This is a genomic window from Paenibacillus sp. Lou8.1 (assembly GCF_024213565.1).
GTDB classification, from domain to species: Bacteria; Bacillota; Bacilli; order Paenibacillales; family Paenibacillaceae; genus Paenibacillus; species Paenibacillus polymyxa_B.
The window spans coordinates 119067-136517 of the sequence record NZ_JANAVN010000010.1 but is presented as its reverse complement, the minus strand read 5'-3'; the positions used below and the strand labels follow the sequence as shown (position 1 = coordinate 136517).

General features: G+C 43.4%; 14 protein-coding genes. 2 read left to right on the top strand and 12 right to left on the bottom strand.

Annotated features, from left to right (window positions below; genetic code table 11):
• Positions 1 to 65: 65 nt before the first annotated feature.
• The 8 genes from mmsB to NLX78_RS15790 form a co-directional block, all read right to left on the bottom strand.
• On the bottom strand, positions 66 to 1229 hold the full coding sequence (gene mmsB, locus NLX78_RS15825; protein ID WP_254350935.1) for a multiple monosaccharide ABC transporter permease: 1164 nt from the start codon (positions 1227 to 1229) through the stop codon (positions 66 to 68).
• Positions 1213 to 2763 (bottom strand): multiple monosaccharide ABC transporter ATP-binding protein, encoded by a 1551-nt coding sequence (mmsA, locus tag NLX78_RS15820; protein ID WP_235307542.1) that lies wholly within the window; start codon positions 2761 to 2763, stop codon positions 1213 to 1215. Before mmsA ends, mmsB begins: the two co-directional genes overlap by 17 nt.
• A gap of 32 nt (positions 2764 to 2795) precedes the next feature.
• Positions 2796 to 3881: a multiple monosaccharide ABC transporter substrate-binding protein gene (chvE, locus tag NLX78_RS15815; protein WP_061831190.1), complete on the bottom strand. Its 1086-nt coding sequence runs from the start codon at positions 3879 to 3881 to the stop codon at positions 2796 to 2798.
• Positions 3882 to 4416: 535 nt separating this feature from the next.
• Positions 4417 to 6198 carry a hypothetical protein gene (locus tag NLX78_RS15810; RefSeq protein ID WP_254350934.1) on the bottom strand — a complete coding sequence of 594 codons (1782 nt, stop codon included), beginning with the start codon at positions 6196 to 6198 and terminating at the stop codon, positions 4417 to 4419.
• Positions 6191 to 6628: a hypothetical protein gene (locus NLX78_RS15805; RefSeq protein WP_160789574.1), complete on the bottom strand. Its 438-nt coding sequence runs from the start codon at positions 6626 to 6628 to the stop codon at positions 6191 to 6193. Before NLX78_RS15805 ends, NLX78_RS15810 begins: the two co-directional genes overlap by 8 nt.
• Complete coding sequence (locus tag NLX78_RS15800; protein WP_254350933.1) at positions 6609 to 7772, bottom strand: hypothetical protein; 1164 nt, start codon at positions 7770 to 7772, stop codon at positions 6609 to 6611. The genes NLX78_RS15805 and NLX78_RS15800 overlap by 20 nt, the downstream gene beginning before the upstream one ends.
• Before the next feature lie 828 nt (positions 7773 to 8600).
• Positions 8601 to 8927, bottom strand: a complete 327-nt coding sequence (locus NLX78_RS15795; protein ID WP_254350932.1) for a nucleoside triphosphate pyrophosphohydrolase — start codon at positions 8925 to 8927, stop codon at positions 8601 to 8603.
• Between the two features lie 77 nt (positions 8928 to 9004).
• The gene (locus NLX78_RS15790; protein WP_367988288.1) at positions 9005 to 9547 is read right to left on the bottom strand and encodes a hypothetical protein; all 543 of its coding nucleotides are present in this window, start codon (positions 9545 to 9547) and stop codon (positions 9005 to 9007) included.
• Positions 9548 to 9899: 352 nt separating this feature from the next.
• Here NLX78_RS15790 and NLX78_RS15785 point away from each other — a divergent pair, with 352 nt between their 5' ends.
• Positions 9900 to 10247, top strand: a complete 348-nt coding sequence (locus NLX78_RS15785) for a helix-turn-helix domain-containing protein (protein WP_254350930.1) — start codon at positions 9900 to 9902, stop codon at positions 10245 to 10247.
• A gap of 41 nt (positions 10248 to 10288) precedes the next feature.
• On the opposite strand, the gene hcp is transcribed toward NLX78_RS15785, so the two are convergent.
• From hcp to NLX78_RS15765, 4 genes are all read right to left on the bottom strand, one after another.
• Positions 10289 to 11581 carry a hydroxylamine reductase gene (gene hcp / locus NLX78_RS15780; RefSeq protein WP_061831199.1) on the bottom strand — a complete coding sequence of 431 codons (1293 nt, stop codon included), beginning with the start codon at positions 11579 to 11581 and terminating at the stop codon, positions 10289 to 10291.
• A gap of 145 nt (positions 11582 to 11726) precedes the next feature.
• Positions 11727 to 13028 carry a response regulator gene (locus tag NLX78_RS15775; protein ID WP_254350929.1) on the bottom strand — a complete coding sequence of 434 codons (1302 nt, stop codon included), beginning with the start codon at positions 13026 to 13028 and terminating at the stop codon, positions 11727 to 11729.
• Positions 12979 to 15000, bottom strand: coding sequence for a cache domain-containing sensor histidine kinase (locus tag NLX78_RS15770; RefSeq protein ID WP_254326581.1), 2022 nt, complete (start codon positions 14998 to 15000; stop codon positions 12979 to 12981). Before NLX78_RS15770 ends, NLX78_RS15775 begins: the two co-directional genes overlap by 50 nt.
• A complete protein-coding gene (locus tag NLX78_RS15765) occupies positions 14981 to 15988 on the bottom strand; it encodes a substrate-binding domain-containing protein (RefSeq protein WP_254350928.1) in 1008 nt (335 codons plus the stop codon). The genes NLX78_RS15770 and NLX78_RS15765 overlap by 20 nt, the downstream gene beginning before the upstream one ends.
• A gap of 218 nt (positions 15989 to 16206) precedes the next feature.
• Here NLX78_RS15765 and NLX78_RS15760 point away from each other — a divergent pair, with 218 nt between their 5' ends.
• Complete coding sequence (locus tag NLX78_RS15760; protein WP_254350927.1) at positions 16207 to 17433, top strand: acyltransferase; 1227 nt, start codon at positions 16207 to 16209, stop codon at positions 17431 to 17433.
• The last annotated feature ends 18 nt before the right edge of the window (positions 17434 to 17451 follow it).

Below are 17451 nucleotides of genomic sequence, written 5' to 3'. Positions count from 1 at the left end.
CACCTCCGGCACCCACATTTTAAGTGGGACTGGAGGTGTCTTGTTTTACGATATCGAATCTGAGCTTAAGCTGATCTTTTGTTTTTGTTGTAAATATCGAAGGCAACCGCCAGCAGAAGTACTAAGCCCTTGATGCCTTGCTGCCAGTCAATACCCAGACCAATCAGAGACATACCGTTATTCAGTACGCCCATGACCAAACCGCCGATAATGGCTCCAAAAACGGTTCCGATTCCGCCGGATGCCGAAGCACCGCCGATAAAGCAAGCCGCGATGGCATCCAGCTCAAAGTTCGTACCTGCTCTCGGCGTAGCCGCGTTCAGACGTGCAGCAAAGACCAGACCGGAAATGGCGGCCAGCACGCCCATGTTAACGAATACCCAGAACGTTACCTTTTTCGTTTTGACACCGGACAGACCCGCTGCCTTTTCATTTCCACCCAACGCATACACATGACGGCCCATAATCGTGCGGTTCATGACGAAGGAGTATACAACGATCAGTATGAACAGCAGCACGAGAATGTTAGGTATCCCCGCGTAGCTCGCGAGCATAAAGGTGAACAGATTGATAACCGCAGCTACCACAATCAACTTGAGTACAAATAACGTTTGTGACGGAACCTCAAATCCATATTTAAGCTGAGAACGGCGTTCGCGAAGTTCGTTCACGATAAACCATACCGTGAGTGCAATACCGACAATGATGGATACCAGGTTATAACCGGTAGATGAAAAATCCGGTAGGAAGCCTGAACTGATTTTCTGGAAGCCCCCCGGAAATGGAGAGATCGATTGACCTTCCAGCACGATCATGGTCAATCCACGGAAGAGCAGCATCCCCGCCAATGTAACGATAAATGCCGGAATCCGTACATAAGCGACCCAGAACCCTTGCCATGCGCCGATTAACGCCCCGACCAGCAAAGATGCAATCACAGCGATCCATGCTGGAAGCTGCCAGTCGACCATCATTATGGCGGCAACCGCACCGACAAAAGCGGCTATGGAGCCGACGGACAAATCAATATGTCCAGTGATGATAACCAGCACCATCCCGATGGCCAGCACGAGAATGTAGCTGTTTTGTAGAATCAGATTGGTAATATTAATCGGCTTCAACAGCAGGCCGCCCGTCAGCACCTCGAACAAAATCATAATGACGACCAGCGCAATCATCATGCCATATTGGCGGATGTTATTTTTAAATAGTTTAGTTATGGTTTCCATGCTTCACGCCTCCTGACTTGGTCATATATCTCATCAACGTTTCCTGCGACGCGTCCTCACGGCCAACTTCTCCAGTGATCCGCCCAGCATTCATGACATAAATCCGGTCACACAAGCCTAGTACCTCGGGCAGTTCGGACGAAATGACCAGCACTCCCTTGCCTTCAGCGGCAAGCCGATGAATAATCGTGTAAATCTCATATTTGGCGCCCACATCAATGCCGCGTGTCGGCTCATCCAAAATCAGAATATCCGGCCCGGCGAAAATCCATTTGCTCAGCACCACCTTCTGCTGATTGCCGCCACTCAGATTACCCGTTTTCTGTAAAATGCTCGGCGCTTTGATGTTCATGCTTTTTTTCATTTCCTCTGCAACAACGACTTCCTCCTGCTCATTGACGACAGCGCCCTTCGTCAGCTTGTTCAGTCCAGTCAGCGAAATATTACGCTTGATATCATCCATTAGAATGAGGCCATACTCCTTGCGATCCTCCGTTACATAGGCAAAGCCGTTGTTGATCGCGTCCGTAACCGTGTTGTTCTGGATCGGCTTGCCGTCTTTAATCAGCTGACCGGAAATGTTGCGTCCGTACGACTTGCCAAAAATGCTCATCGCCAGCTCGGTCCGTCCCGCCCCCATCAGCCCGGCAATACCGACAATTTCACCGCGACGAATATTCAAATTCACCTGATCCAGCACCTTACGGTCTGCATGATGCTCGTGATACACCGTCCAATCCTTCACTTCCAGAACGACTTTGCCAATCTCGGCATGACGCTCTGGATAACGGCTGGTCAGATCACGTCCAACCATCCCGCTAATGATCCGATCCTCCGTGACCTCATCCTTTTTCATATCCAGTGTCTCAATCGTCTTCCCGTCCCGTAAAATCGTAATTGAATCCGACACCTTTGCGACTTCATTCAGCTTGTGGGAGATGAGAATGCAGGAGATGCCCTGTCTTTTAAATTCCAGCATCAAATTAAGCAGATTCTCACTATCATCCTCATTCAACGCCGCTGTCGGTTCATCGAGAATAAGCAGCTTTACCTTTTTAGAGAGCGCTTTCGCAATTTCGACCAGTTGTTGCTTCCCGACCCCAATGTTCGTAACTAATGTATTGGGATTCTCACTCAAACCGACCTTGGACAGCAGATCGCGTGTACCCACAAAAGTCTCTTTCCAATCAATCACACCGCCACTGGCGCGTTCGTTGCCCAGATAAATATTTTCAGCTATCGAGAGATACGGAATCAGCGCCAGCTCCTGATGGATAATGACAATGCCCAATTCCTCGCTCTGCTTGATATCCTTGAACTCACACGTTTTGCCCTGGAAAACAATATCCCCTTCATAGGTTCCATGCGGATATACACCGCTTAGTACCTTCATCAGCGTCGATTTGCCCGCACCGTTCTCACCGCACAGGGAATGGATTTCGCCTTCCTTGACCTTGAGATTTACATTTTCCAATGCCTTCACGCCGGGAAAGGTTTTGGTAATTCCCTTCATTTCCAAAATGATTCCAGTCATGGGATACACTCCTTTCGGTTGGATTCTTACTCTTATTTCAGTCCGATTTGCTCTTTGGTGTAATAGTGACTGCCGACAATATCCTTTTCCACATTCGTCCGATCCACCGAGATTGGATCAAGTAAGTAAGCAGGAATGATCTTTTTACCGTTGTTATATGATTCGGTGTCATTCACTTCCGCTTGTTTGCCCTGTAAAATGCTGTTGGCCATTACGACCGTTTGCTCAGCCAGCTTGCGAGTATCCTTAAATACAGTTTGCGTCTGCTCCCCAGCCACAATGGACTTGATGGAAGCCAGCTCCGCATCCTGCCCTGTAATGATCGGCAGCGGCTTGTTCGCTGATCCATATCCGACCCCTTTCAGGGATGAAATGATACCGATGCTAATGCCGTCATAAGGGGATAGTACCGCATCCAGATTAGCCCCCGAATAGTACGCACTCAGCAGGTTATCCATTCGCGACTGCGCTAAAGCTCCGTCCCATCGAAGTGTAGCAATCTGCGCCATCGTCATCTGCTTGCTGCGTACGACCAGCTTACCGGAATCAATGTACGGTTTAAGTACAGACATCGCACCATTAAAGAAGAAATAAGCGTTATTGTCATCCGGTGAACCACCGAACAGCTCGATATTGAACGGGCCTTTGCCTTCCTTGAGTCCCAACTTTTTCTCAATATATGCCGCCTGTAGCACGCCCACCTTAAAGTTATCGAAGGTCGCATAATACGTCAGATACGGTGTGTTGCGAATCAGACGGTCGTAAGAAATGACCTGAATGCCTCGGTCGTGTGCCTTCTGAATCACATCCGTCAGCGTGTTTCCGTCGACCGAAGCGATCACCATAACATTGACACCCTTGGTGATCATATTTTCGATTTGGGAGATTTGGTTTTCCACCACGTCCTCGGCGTACTGTAAATCCGTTTTATAGCCTTGCTCCTGAAACAACCGGACCATATTCTCTCCGTCCCCTACCCAACGCTCGGACGATTTGGTCGGCATGGAAATGCCCACATAGCCTTTTTCCTTGCTACCCGTTCCACTCTCCGCCAAATTACAGGCCGAAAGCATCAGGGCCAAAACCAGAAGCCATACGACAACAGCTCCTTTTTTCATATGAAGTTCCCCTTTCCTCATGTGATGCAGGTCATTTGAAGGTAAGGATTTTACAAAATCCTCAGGTCAGTGCTGATTAGATCCGTAATTAGATAGCGCTTACATAAGTGAGGTAACGAGTACCTCTCCTTTTTTTATGTGCAAACACATGGTATCATTCCAGGCCAGGAAAGGTCTTTGCTGGTTTTGAACTTTTTTTATAAAATTTTAACCTTTGTGGTGAGGGTAGAGGGATTTAAGTTGGAATAAGGATCATCAGGATCGCACATATACCTTGAAAATGCAAAAAGACTTTGGCCTTTTTACGATTGGCAAAAGTCTCAATTTGTAGAATCATTAAAAACGGCTATCTAAAGAGTTACACTTTTTTGGAACTTATTCACAGAGGCTCATATTTCTTATTACCTATGCCTCAGTAACGAACCATACCTAAATAAATTATAAATTTAATTAAATGATTTGAGTTATTATTAGGTATCCCATTCCCCGTTAATACTTAAAGGCTTAGATAAATAGCTTTATATTTATCAAAAACCTAAGTTTGGTCTCCCTCCGCATCTCCATTCATTTTTGAGGTGAAAAAAGGATTAAAACCTGTTTTAAATTCAGTAACTAAGTTCTCCGAATGGTCTGGTTTTAAATCCAATGTTTCATATTCCTCATCATCAAACATAAAAAGCTGTAATTTGTTTTTTCCGATACTTTCATATGCTTTAGATATTACTCTGCCTATAGCTTTTGAATTTGAATGATCAAATGGCTTAGATAAATGATCGATAACCAATATAGGGATTATTGGATATTTATTCTCCTCTATTAATATTTTCAAAAATCCGAAATAACCGCACAATTGAATTAGTGTATGCCTTGCCATACTTCCAATATAATAATTAACAGCCTTCTTTTCTTTTAATTCATTTTCATCAAATTCTGTTTTAATTATTGTGGGTTGCAATATATTACCTTTTTTTAGATACTGTATCTTGAAACCTTCTTGGTTGAAATCATCATCTACCACTGAAGAAATATCCTTTGCAGATTGATAAAGATCTGTAATAAACTTGGATAACTCCTCAATTTTTTTATTATCATCAGAATTTTGCAATACCCTTAATTCTTCACGTATTTCTTTGATTCTCTTTTTTTTCTGTTTTAGCTCATCTTCATAGGATCTAATATCTGCCGATAAATAATCTTCTATAATTATGATTGCCTTTGCCTTTTCTTCCATTGAAAATAGTCTGAATCGAGAATCGTTTCTTTTTATTTCCATTTTCACTTGTTCTCTTTGTTTCTTTAGTTCATTTATAGTACTGTCCCCGATTAGAAATTTACTAAACGATATTGTAGAATCAAGTTCAGAAATTAACTTTTGTAATGGAGAAACTAAATATTCAAAATCACTATTTTCTCCAAGTAGTGAATTCAGCTTCTCTAATAATAACTTTCTGTTTTGATTGTCTCTCTCAATTTGCTTATAATCAGAGATTCGGTTTTCATATATTTTAATTTGTTCAGAGATGTTGCTATACATTACTTCCAAGTCAGCAATATTCTTCTCTTTCTTGCTTAGAACAAGGTCATTCATGTTCTTTATTTCATTAAGTTTGATTTTTATATCTTCCGCATTTTTCCCAGAGTACCAAATTCCAGTTCCTAGTTTCTGAAGGTTCTTATTTATTTGTGCAAATATAAAATCATACCTTGCTGTTGCAGTTTCTAACTCCCTCACTTCAGATAATAGAGAATTCAATTCTTTTTGTAACTCATATATGCGCTCAAGATGTTTATTGAATATGAAATTTAATATAGGCGCCAGTTTTACCGAATATTTCACATCACTACATTTGTCAAAAAAATCATGAATCGCTCCTTGCCTTTTCTCACCAAGAAAATTAAACATTGTAAATGATCTATAGGTAAGTTCTTCCTCTGTAAAGTTTTTCAAATCTTTAAGGAGGTCAATATCTCTTGCAAAAATTTTATTTAGCCTTCCTTTATACTCCCTTAAATCTATAAAGGCTGTTTCCTCTTCATCTGAATAATAGAGATAATTTATATTAGGATTACTGGTTCTTGATATTTTAAAATTTAAACCATTATATTCAAACTGCATTGTTGCCTTTGCTAATGTTCCATTGTACCAAGGCTTTTTTCTAATATCTTCCGAGGACCCGAACATAAAATCAATAAAACTATAGAACTCAGTTTTTCCAGAACTATTTTTACCTTTGAAATAATTAATCCCTGGTTTAAACTCGTATATGAATTTACTATCATCAACACTACAAAGCTCTAAATTAATTATTTTAAACATTATTAGTGACCTCTTTCATAAATTGTCTTTCATTTATACCCTTACTGTATTCAATGGCTTTTTCGAGGAATTTGGTTTCTTTGAATATACTTTGACTATCAGATAAATTATCCTTAATCAATAACAAATCATTTTCTACAATAATAATCTTCCTAGTTTTCAATACATGGATTGCCTTAATAATAAACTCTACACTGTTACAGAATTCTAAATAGTCTCCAGAAAGGAGCGAAAGACATTTATAAATAATATCTTGAGTATTATTTCCGTTATAAACACTATTAGGGATAAAACGCTGTTTTTTAATTAAGTAGGCAAAAACTAATGTTTTAGTTATGCTTAATCTCCTATGCTTCCTAAGAATATCTAAAACTATTTCACAAAAAATACTAACCTGAATGGATTCAACTTCAATTTTCAGTTGTCTCATGTTTATCATCCTTCCAAGAAATTTGGATGTCTTCGATTCCTTCTTTTGTTAAAAATATTCCTGATCCAAAACGAACATGTTCATTTTGTGCATATGTGTTCCCTTGTTGTTTTGTTGCATTCAAACGATTAAATGGTGTATCATTTCCATTTTTTTGTAATTCAAATTTAACCATCTCAAAGTTCTCATGTGTTGTTTCTTCGATATTATCAATCTTACCGATCTTATTTAACTCCATATATTTAAAACGTAACTCCTTGTAATACTCACCGTATCCCAAATGCGTTTTAATTATAGGCTGTGGCAGTTCACAAGCAAGTAATTGCTTATATTCTCTAGATTTTGAGATACTTAAATCATTAAAATCAATAGAGTGAAGCTTTTTAAAATCCGAATATTGAGGGAGCGTTATTTCTTCCGTCATCCTACTGCAAATTTCTTCTACTAATGTAATGAATTTTTTATAGGTGAATATATAGGGTTTTTTACTATATATGCTATCCATGATTTGTACGGTAATATGCTGTAACAATTCCTTTATTCTTTGATAATAAACAACCTTATTTATACCAGCTTTTCTAAATAACTCTGAACAATTTTCATCTATTTTCTCATCAATATTTTCCATAGAAACAAATTCGTATTTTTCTTTAATAGAGTCGTATACATTTTTGAATTCTTCTACTTCTTTGTATATTTTTTTAACCTTTGTAATAGTGGCCTTATTACTCTTATCCGAGTCTCTAATTGATTCAAAAAGTGTTTCCGCTGAATTACTAAACAATATATCTGTATTGTTATATTCAGCATCAGTAAACAACGTATATTTGGAAACCTTATATTCCGAAGATTCGAGTAAAATCCAATTGAGTAACACTTGTACTGCGGTACTTTGCGTGATAGTGGTTCTCTTAACTTGCATTGTTTCATTTGTTGAACTACCAACTATTTTATTCAAAAATTTTTCATCAAAATCATCTAGTTGTTGAGGTTTAATTTTCTTCATATTAATATCATCAATCGTTTCAAACTCAATTTGCATTCCTTCTTTAAGCTTTAACATATAATAAACAAATACTCGTATTTGATAAGAAAATCCGCTCAAACTATATATTCCACTGTTATCCAGTATGTATGGTTCCATAATTGCACCTCATATACTAATTATTTCGTTACATAAATACTTTTTTGAATCATAACAAATAATTACATCCCTCAAAACTACTTAGTCATTTGCAAATTTATAAATGATGTAAATATAATGGTCCATATGAACTACTACTTTCGACATAATTTTATATTCCTCCTGCTTTTCCCATTAATTTTAGTATCATTAAAAATATTCCTACAATTTCTTTAAATCCAAAAAACTTAAATAATAACAAAAAGAACCTCTGTAATTACTCCAGAGGCCCTCTCTACGGCTAATTGGGTTCATCTTAACAAACCGTCAACTCTACTCGATTCCCTTCCCTAATTATACACAATCCGCTCCACCATTTTCTTCAACGCTCGATTCTGCTCTTCACTCGTCTGCGACGCTCCAAAGTACTTGCTTCTGTTATTATGTCTTCTTCATACGATTCATGTGGCTTGTCCAGAACTCACTTTTGTTTCTTTAATTTCTGCGCTTAGACCTCAATTATCACCTGTGCATCATTATAACGATTACCATTCATTTCAATCTTCGCATATACTTGCTTCATTTAATATTACTTCCTGCTGTAACGAACCTTTTGCTGATGTTTACTACACTCTCTCAATCACAAACACAAATAATCTCTTTATTTTCTTTCCCCTGTATAATTCCATATTTCTCTTAAACATTTTGACGATGTAGTTGAATACATTTCCTTAAAAAATAGATTATCAATCCGAACTGCATTATAAAAGAAGTCATAATAAAATCCCGGAGGCATATCGTATCTCCGCGATAAGTCCATCCGCTAAATTATCCGTAATGAGCTTGACATTAAGCTTCATCGACATCAATTAAAAACACCCGCTCCTGGAATCCGCCCCGTGCCTCAGCTTTGTCCGCCCGCAGCTTGTCCAGCTCTGCTGCATTCGCTCCATGTACTTCTGCTAGTGCCCGGATGACTTCCAGCATATCCGCCAGCTCTTCCAGCGCATCCTGATCTTTGTCCGCCGCGAAATATTCCTCAGTCTCTTCACGAAGCTTCGTTCTCAGCTCCTGCTTATATTCCTCTGGGTCCAAAATGTGTGTCCGACATTCCTTGCCCTGAGACATAATGAGGTGCGGAATCCGATCCCGCACCAGCTTGTTGTATGTAGGCATATGAAATAACACCCTTTCTGATGTGGAAGCTTTAACCCGTAATCCAACATATTCCTTTTCGTCATTATATCATTAGCTCAATAAGCATCGGGGATGATTGATAAAAGATCTAACGATTCATTGAATGAATTTTCTTTATAAATAGATGGATACCGCTTAGACGGATCAGCTACGATTCGCTGTGACAGAGACTCTAGAATAGAGTCCGTTTTATAAAGCAACTTGTCTACTTCCCCCAGCTTCATCGGCTCTTTAGATACATCATCTTCTCCCGAAACCAGATAATGTACCGTACCGATAAACAGCACCATATCTAAATTGGGCTCAGCCTCTGTGTGAATTAAAGGGAACAGGTCAGTCACGGATAAACGAATATACAATGGAATGATTTTGTTTCGATGAACATAAATGGCCTTAGCCATAGAAAACATCGCTCGATCACAAAGAATGAGGCAGTTTTGAAACTGATGATGGTCGCGCATCATCTGTGCAAGCTTGATCTGGTATTCGGCAAGCTTTTGAAAATCCATCATGCAATTGAATATGTAGGTGTCGCTGTACTTAGGCAATTTGAAATCGGAATCACTATGTAGTTGGGGACTTAAGGAGTAATGTTTCAAGGGGAATCAACTCCTGAATTAAAATTTCATAAACAAGGATTTTGCAAAATCCTGAAACAATGTGAGCAACGTAGCACAATTATGTAACCATCAAGATGTATAATTTTCTAGCTACCGGACAAGCTTCATAATAAATATTACTATATAGTAGTTTTTAATTCAATTTACTTACTAACACTTATTAATTAGATGTAACTCTTTCTCTACACTTCTAACTAGAGGATTTTGCAAAATCCAATAAGCGACTTCCAATAAATAATATATAGGTCGAGATGATCTAGTTCGTCTATATATGCACTTTGGAGCGGTTGGAATCGATTTTGTAGAACCCTTACTATAGAGAGGTGTATTCATGTCAGAACTTTTGAAATTAGTCGGTACACGTATTCGAGATATTCGAAAGTCTAAAGGACTTTCCCAAGAAGCTTTAGCCGAAAAAGCAGGATTCAATTCGAGTTATATTGGTTTCATTGAGCGTGCGGAGAGAAATATATCTTTGAAAAATCTGGAGAAAATAGCGAAGGCATTGAACGTGGGCGTCTATCAGTTGCTTACATATGTGAAGGAAAATGATGAGCTTACCGAAGAAGATTCGAGTATAAAAACCATTTTAACTCTCCTAAGAACTCGTGAATCCAAAGATACTGAACTGGCACTAAAGATTCTTACGGACATCTTTATAAGAATCGATGAACGATGAAACAAAAAAGGAACTGCACTTTGCAGTTCCCCACCAATCTCTTACGACAATGCCAACATCGCTTTCATATCTTCCTCTGCGGTCGTAATTAGCTTCAAGCCAAACATCTCCACCAGCACATCCAGTACACCAGAAGAAATAAACTCAGGCGGCTTTGGCCCAATGCGAATATCCTGAATGCCCAGGCTGAACAAGCCTAGCAGGATGGCAACGGCTTTTTGCTCAAACCAGGACAACACAATGCTGACAGGCAGCTCATTCACCGTACAACCGAATGCATCCGCCAATGCCAGAGCGATTTTCACAGTAGAACCCGAATTGTTGCATTGCCCCAAATCAATATAACGCGGAATGCCGGTATCTCCAACGGTGCCATAATCCACGTCATTAAAGCGGAATTTACCACAGGAAGTGGTCAGAATGACCGTATCATTCGGCAAGGATGTAGCTAGCTCGCGGTAATAGTTGCCGCCTTTGCCCGGTGCGTCGCAGCCTGCAATGACAAAGAAACGGCGGATATGCCCGTCTTTAACCGCCTGAATAATCTCAGGAGCCAGCCCGATAACCGTCTCATGATGATATCCTGTCGTAAGCACCTGCTCCGAATCTACATCTGCGGCTGGCAGGGCTAATGCACGCTCGATCAAGGGTGAAAAGTCGTCGTCCATGATCTTGGCTACTCCCTCCAGCCCGGCTACTTCATAAGAGAAGAAGCGGTCTGCATACGTACCTTTAATCGGCATAACACAGTTCGTCGTGGCGAGAATCGCACCCGGGAACTCCTCGAACAGTCTACGCTGATCGTACCAGGCTTTACCGATATTCCCTTTGAGATGTGCATATTTCTTCAATGCCGGATAACCGTGGGCAGGCAGCATTTCTGAGTGGGTATAGATGTTGATGCCTTTACCCTCCGTCTGCCGCAACAATTCCTCCAGCGCATACAAATTATGTCCAGTCACGACGATACATTGGCCTTCGATTTTATTCTGACTGACGGTAATCGGCTGCGGAATACCAAAACGATCCGTATGCGCACGATCCAGCACATCCATGATCCGTACAGCCGCATTTCCGACCTTCATCGCCATTTCCAAATGCTCTTGTACATTAAAGTTAGAATTGGTTAAGGTCATATATAACGCTTCGTGCGTGATCCGATCCACCTCAGGATCGCTATATCCCAACTGACGAGCATGTGTCGCATAGGCAGCGATCCCTTTTAATGCAAAAATCATCGTATCCTGCAAGCTCGCTACCGTCTCATCCTTCCCGCACACCCCAACTACTTTACACCCGCCACTCGGCGTCTGTTCACACTGATAACAAAACATATCGTTTTCCTCCAAATATTGATAGATATTTGTTCGTTATCCCCAGCGTAACAAACCCCTGAATGCGTAGGTGTGATTACACACACATTTTTTCTTACAGTTTATTATTAGACAGTGTGGGACTCATCCCTCATTTCAATTCTTCCTACTCCACCGTGTTTTCTTGAATTCCCCCGCCTTTACGGTACTGCACAGGGGACACGCCCATAGTCTTTTTAAAAGCGGTGCTAAAATAGTGCTGACTGTCGTAACCCGTACGTTCTGCTATATCATAGATAGACAACGTCGTGGAATCCAACAGCTGCACTGCTTTACGGATACGGGCACGCGTGACGAGGGTCACGAAGCTGTCGTTGAGCTCCTTTTTGAGCACGCGGCTGAGATATACGGCGGATACTTGTAGCCGCGAAGCAAGGGCTTCCAGCGTTAATTTCCGATCGGCGTAACCTTCCTGAATGAGCTGCCGGGCCCGACGTACGATGGGAGACAGCTGCGATTCGCCATACACTCGATCTCGACTCACCCGGTACGCGTCAATTGCACCTTCTAGTCCACCCGCGTTGGACTCCACATGCGTATGAACCGCTATATTCAGGTAACGTCCAATCGCCTGCTCCATGGAAGCGCCTATCGTCTCGGGTGCCTCCTGCCACAGGCATATGCCGATCAGTCCATTCGCATCGCGGAACAACACATGCGGTCGGTCCTCCAGCAGTTCGCCAATAATATTTTCAGCGGCAAAAAGAAACAACTGGCGGTCATTCTCACGCATAATCGTCTGCCGTGCCTCTGCCGCAGGCCACCGTACCACACCGATCTGAGCAGGCGGCCGCGATGGAAGCCGTAAAAACGCCAACTGCTCCATGATGTCTTTTCCCGTGTGTTGCCCTTCCATCCATTCCAGGCAAAAACGCTGGCGCAGCAGCGGAATATTCCGTTCAATCTGTCCGGCGGCTTGTTCTACATAGGCGGCACGCTTGTGCTCTTCGTCCATTCGCTGACGAAGCCGCAACAGTGCAGCATGAAGCTGATCCGCATTTACCGGCTTCAAAATATAATCCTCTACGCCAAGTCGGACAGCCTCCTGCGCATAAGCAAATTCATCATGCCCGGAAATGATCAGACAGCGGCATTCCGGATGATCTTCCCGCAGCCGCCGAATCAGTTCAATGCCGTCCATGAACGGCATATTCATATCAACCAGCACGATGTCGATATGAAGCTGACCCACCAGCTCCAGCGCTTCTTCTCCGTCCTCCGCCTCTGCTGCCACCTCCATGCCTAGTGCCGCCCAATCTATGCAATCTCGTATCCCCTCACGAATGATCGGCTCATCATCTGCGATCAATACTTGGTAACGTTTTGCTGGGCCTATGGTCACTTCTGTTATGGCCTGGTCAATCAGACTCGCCGTTATCGAGTTGTGTGTGGCCTTTGATTTCGTCATCCTGACCCTCTCCTTTTTCATAAGGCTTCTTCAGTTGCGCCATATCCAGCAGCAACGGATGAGTAATCGTCACGCAGGTACCTGTCCCTTCTTTGCTCTCCAGTACAATTCCATATTCCTCGCCAAAAGATAACCGGATACGCGCTTGTACATTCAGCATGCCATAGCTTCTGCCATGGGTACTAACTCCCTTTTGCTTCTGCTTTACTTCCATCGCCTCCAGGGGTATTTCCAGCCATTCACGCAATTCACGCAGACGGTCCGCCGTCATTCCTGCGCCATCGTCACGTACCGTCAGCAGCAGCTTGTCATCCTCAGCTTTAGCTTCTATCCAAATCGTGCCTGGACCACGTCTGGCCTTGATGCCGTGATAAATCGCGTTTTCCACTACAGGCTGAAGCATTAACTTCAACACGAACAGATCCTTTAGCTCGTCAGGTAGATTCAATTCCCAGCGAAGTCGGTCACGATAGCGGGTTTGCTGGATTTGCATATAGCTAGATATATGCTCAATCTCGGAGCGCAGTGGAATAAAGTCATCCCCCTTGCTCAGCCCGAGACGGAACAATCTCGATAGCGCTCCCACCATATCGGACACGTCGTCTGCTCCATTTTTTCGGGCCATCCAATGAATCGTATCTAGCGTATTGTATAGAAAATGGGGCTTAATATGCTCCTGAAGGCTGCGCAGCTCGGCATCCCGTTTTTGCCGTTCCCTCAGTTCGCTAAGTGACATGAGACGGCGAATTTGCTCCAGCATTCGGTTAAAGCTCCGCCCCAGCATTCCAACTTCATCCCCACGGTCACTCCATTGGCGAACTGTAAGATCCCCTGTCTCTGCCGTCCGCATATAGGACATCAGCCGGAAAATCGGCTGCGCAATGGAACTCGACAATCGCAAGGATGCCGTTAAGCCAAATAGACATACAATGAAAACAAAACAGATGACATAGAACTGAATTTGCCGCACTTCCAGTGTAGATTCGCGTGCCGGGAATACCCCCACTGTTCTCCAGCCCGTGAATTCGGAAGCCCTGAACATGAACAGCAATTCCCTGCCCCCAGCTTCACGGGTAAACATCCCGCTGTCACCTGCCCCGAACCATTGCGGCGGGATACGCTCAATCAAAGGCATATCCGGCCTGTACACGCTGCGCCCCTCAGCATCTGTCACCATTAAATACCCGCTTTTGCCCAGGGTTACATCTCTGGCAGCCTGCGATACAGCCCGCAGCTTGAGGTCAATCATAATCGCGCCTAGCACGCGTCCGGTTTCCGGATCTGTAACCGAGCGAACGACGGAGACAATTTCACTGTCCTTGTACTGGACATGAGTGGTCACATTACGGTGACTCGGCTGTCCTAGCACAGTGAATATGCCTGCATGCTGCGCCGCCTGTTGGTACCAGCCTTCTTCCGTCAGGCTACGCGTGCTTCGAGCGTACATTTCGTTGCTGATATAGTCGCCTTTTTCGTTCACGATCAGAATCCCTGCAATTTCAGGATATAACGTGGTATAGCCCTGCAAAAATTGCTTCATTTTATACAGCGTATCCTGCTCCTGTACAGAACTTAATGCCTGCTTGGAAGTGAGAGTCTGGTTTTCCGGCGTTACGATACTCGCATGACCCGCGTGGCCGTCAGCCAGCGTCTTCCCTTTCCAGAACTCCCCGATATCGGGGTTAAAAGCAATCAGATACGTCATGTTTTGCAAATTTTCCATTTTGGTATCCAGCGCTTCGTTCACCTTGCCAATCAACTGCATCGTATGATCTTCCACCTGCCGCTCAATAATCCGTTCCACCGTCCAATTGACCAGTAGACCTAATCCCAGCGAAGGCACAATGCCAAACAACAAGAACAGCAGCATGAGCTGATAACGTAAAGGCATATTGCGCAAGCGTAACCGCGGTATCGTTTGGCGCACCCCTAATTGGATACGCTCCCAAAATTTATTTCGCATAATAATCATCTACATTTGCCCGGGTGACTACGGAAATCCCAGTATCTACCCGCACGGGCAACGGAGTGTTGTCTCCAGAGGAAGAAGGGGCAGGAATCGTTAAACGATGATGCAGATGGAACAAATATTGAAGCGACCAATAACCCATATTCCATGTTCCCTGGGCAATCGTTGCCGAGATTGTCCCACCACGAATCATATCCAGTGTCGCTTTATTCGTATCAAAAGAAATGATTTTCAGCGGATGGCTGTTTTTTTGACTCAGTACCGCTTCACCCACACCTGTTCCTCCCGTTGCATCGGTCACAAAAATGCCCGCCAGTTTCGGATAAGCTTTCATCAGCCTTTGCGACTCATCCCGGGAGACCATCGCGTCTGCGCGGCCATCTGCGACTTCCACCACCTTCATCGCAGGATACTGCCGTTGAATGGTATCGCGAAAGCCACGCGAGCGTTCCTCATGATTTTGCTGTCCAGGCAGCGTCAGAACAGCGACCTGACCTTCTCGTCCCAACAGCTCTGCCATTTTATCCGCAGCGGTCACGCCCGCCTTATAATTATCCGTGCCCAAAAAGGAATACGCCCGGCTCCCCGGCGCTTCGGCATCAAACAATACCACAGGAATGCCCGCATCCAGCGCCTTATTAATCACCGGAATCAGGGAGTGAGGATCAATCGCTGATATGGCAATCCCTGCGGGTTTACGAGCAATCGCCTGCTCAATAACAGTTGTCTGCTCCTGCGCATCATAACGGGTAGCTCCCCGATACTCCACAGTCACCCCCAAAGCATCACCCGCATCCTCGAAGCCCTTGAGCCCGCTTTTCCAATACTCCAAACCGGACTGGAACGTAATCATTATATAGGTCTCTCCGATACTGCCTCGCAGCCCTTTATCCTCCCAAGTGCCATTCAACGGGCCAGATTGTTCATACCTGAACACATAGAGAGCAAAGGCCGCAATCAACAGCATATATACCAGCAGCGTTTTTTTCATCCTTCCTCTCCTCTTCCTGTGTGTATCCTTAAGTTATAAATTCACTTTAATTTATTCTGGTTTTACTTAGATTGTAAACGCAATCATATTAAATTGGAACTACTTCACTCTTCTTACTTTCAGGTGGCGTTAATCCTGCACTAATGTTTCTACGTTACAATACCTACAATTGTGCTAGGAAAAACATGTGCATATCTTGCGGAAAAGGAGTGATATGGATGAGCAAGCCGCGTATCGCGGAGTGGACAGAACTACGGGGCCTTGCCTACCTCGCTGTCGTGCTTCAGCATTGCATTGGCGAATATATTTATCGCAGCGACATCCAACAGCCAGATTCTGTTATGCTCGCGATGCTGTATCATTTGACACGTTTTGGCACACCGACGTTCGTTTTCCTGTCTGCGGCGCTGCTTTTTTATAACGGCAACAAACCGATTGGCTATCCTCGCTATATTGGCAGGCGGTTTCGAGATATTTATGTTCCTTTCCTTTGCTGGACTGTTATTTATTGGGTGTGTACTCAAAACTGGTCAACGGCGCAGTGGGGATATATTTACTTTTATAAAGGTATGTTCGAGGAAATGATCATCCCCGTCAGCGGATATCATCTATGGTTTGTAGTGATGATCTTTCAGTTTTATATTTTGTTTCCTTTATTTTCAAAAGCAACCGGGAAGGTTCAAGCGTTTCTACGTCGTTACAGCACGAAAAGACGCAAACAGCTTGTTTTGGCTATTATGCTGATTGCCGCTACGGCTTATGCTTTGCTGTTACAATGGTCCTACTATGACATGTCTGCATGGAGCACTGGGTTGCCGTCCTTTTGGCAGACTCTGCTGGATTATCGCACCTATAACTTTGTCATGTACTTTTTCTATTTTATGCTGGGCGCAGTATGTGCTTACATGACAGACACCTGGCGTGGACTGGCCAAGCAGACGTTGCCGTGGAATGTATTTGTGTTTATTGGTTTGTTCATGCTCATGGGTCACACGATGCTGATCCAATCGGGCGATACGATCAATCTTAATATTTCCACCTATTTGAAGCCAAGTACCTTTGTGCTCATTGTCTCGCAGCTGCTTTTATTGTACGGACTGCTGCTCCATTTGCAAAAAGATACACGATCCGAGCCGTTTCGCCGTATGTTGAACTGGATCGGGCGTTATTCTTTTGGAGGATATCTAGCTCATGCGCTCGTGCTGGCCTTCATATCCTACTACACCCGCTCGCTTGCACTGGGCGATCATCATTTTACAGCTACGCTCATTACGTTTATCGTCGTGGCAAGTGTTTCTCTGGGCATCAGCTGGCTTTTTGCCCATCTGCCCGGCGGTAACTGGATTGTTGGCTCCAAAGGCAGACAGCGATTGAACTGGCACTCCTTTCGTTTCCAGTTCCTTTCCTCCAAACGCGCTTCCAAAAGCACGCAGGAGCTTGGCTAATCTTATGCGTCTGTGTTT

What these genes read in the sequence shown, in the direction of transcription:
- mmsB (WP_254350935.1), bottom strand. Translation starts at nt 1,229, where the DNA reads ATGGAAACCATAACTAAACTATTTAAAAATAACATCCGCCAATATGGC.
- mmsA (WP_235307542.1), bottom strand. Translation starts at nt 2,763, where the DNA reads ATGACTGGAATCATTTTGGAAATGAAGGGAATTACCAAAACCTTTCCC.
- chvE (WP_061831190.1), bottom strand. Translation starts at nt 3,881, where the DNA reads ATGAAAAAAGGAGCTGTTGTCGTATGGCTTCTGGTTTTGGCCCTGATG.
- NLX78_RS15810 (WP_254350934.1), bottom strand. Translation starts at nt 6,198, where the DNA reads ATGTTTAAAATAATTAATTTAGAGCTTTGTAGTGTTGATGATAGTAAA.
- NLX78_RS15805 (WP_160789574.1), bottom strand. Translation starts at nt 6,628, where the DNA reads ATGAGACAACTGAAAATTGAAGTTGAATCCATTCAGGTTAGTATTTTT.
- NLX78_RS15800 (WP_254350933.1), bottom strand. Translation starts at nt 7,772, where the DNA reads ATGGAACCATACATACTGGATAACAGTGGAATATATAGTTTGAGCGGA.
- NLX78_RS15795 (WP_254350932.1), bottom strand. Translation starts at nt 8,927, where the DNA reads ATGCCTACATACAACAAGCTGGTGCGGGATCGGATTCCGCACCTCATT.
- NLX78_RS15785 (WP_254350930.1), top strand. Translation starts at nt 9,900, where the DNA reads ATGTCAGAACTTTTGAAATTAGTCGGTACACGTATTCGAGATATTCGA.
- hcp (WP_061831199.1), bottom strand. Translation starts at nt 11,581, where the DNA reads ATGTTTTGTTATCAGTGTGAACAGACGCCGAGTGGCGGGTGTAAAGTA.
- NLX78_RS15775 (WP_254350929.1), bottom strand. Translation starts at nt 13,028, where the DNA reads ATGACGAAATCAAAGGCCACACACAACTCGATAACGGCGAGTCTGATT.
- NLX78_RS15770 (WP_254326581.1), bottom strand. Translation starts at nt 15,000, where the DNA reads ATGATTATTATGCGAAATAAATTTTGGGAGCGTATCCAATTAGGGGTG.
- NLX78_RS15765 (WP_254350928.1), bottom strand. Translation starts at nt 15,988, where the DNA reads ATGAAAAAAACGCTGCTGGTATATATGCTGTTGATTGCGGCCTTTGCT.
- NLX78_RS15760 (WP_254350927.1), top strand. Translation starts at nt 16,207, where the DNA reads ATGAGCAAGCCGCGTATCGCGGAGTGGACAGAACTACGGGGCCTTGCC.